The organism is Autumnicola patrickiae, from assembly GCF_031846525.1.
GTDB lineage: Bacteria > Bacteroidota > Bacteroidia > Flavobacteriales > Flavobacteriaceae > Autumnicola > Autumnicola patrickiae.
In genome coordinates this window covers 1-332 of the sequence record NZ_JAVRHM010000085.1, presented here as the reverse complement: position 1 = coordinate 332, position 332 = coordinate 1, and the positions used below count along the sequence as shown (strand labels likewise).

General features: G+C 40.1%; 1 protein-coding gene. It reads right to left on the bottom strand.

Going from position 1 to position 332, the window contains the following annotated elements:
* Positions 1–332 (bottom strand): signal peptidase II (locus RM549_RS19445; RefSeq protein WP_311687782.1); only part of this gene is annotated, 332 nt, incomplete at both ends.

The window sequence follows — 332 nt, the reverse complement described above, 5'->3', positions numbered from 1 at the left end:
GTCGAAAAAAGTAAATTCATTGCCTCCCCATAATGGCAGCCATTCCGGAAGCCTTGTATCAATAATGGGAAAGAACCACATATCCACCACATTGCCATTTAAAAATCCAGCATAACCACCACCTGCCGGGAATATTTCTGCAATGTTGCGAATTACTGGATCACTTTTTTCAAAGATCAGTCCGTAAAATGCACCATCAATCAAATTACCCAATGCACCTGCGTATATAAATGCTGCAGAGATTATAAAGATTTTGGCATAGCCTTCGTGTATCATCTTTTTGATATAAAAAGTCCCCCAAACAATGGCGGCCAGCCGAAATAGGATCAAAA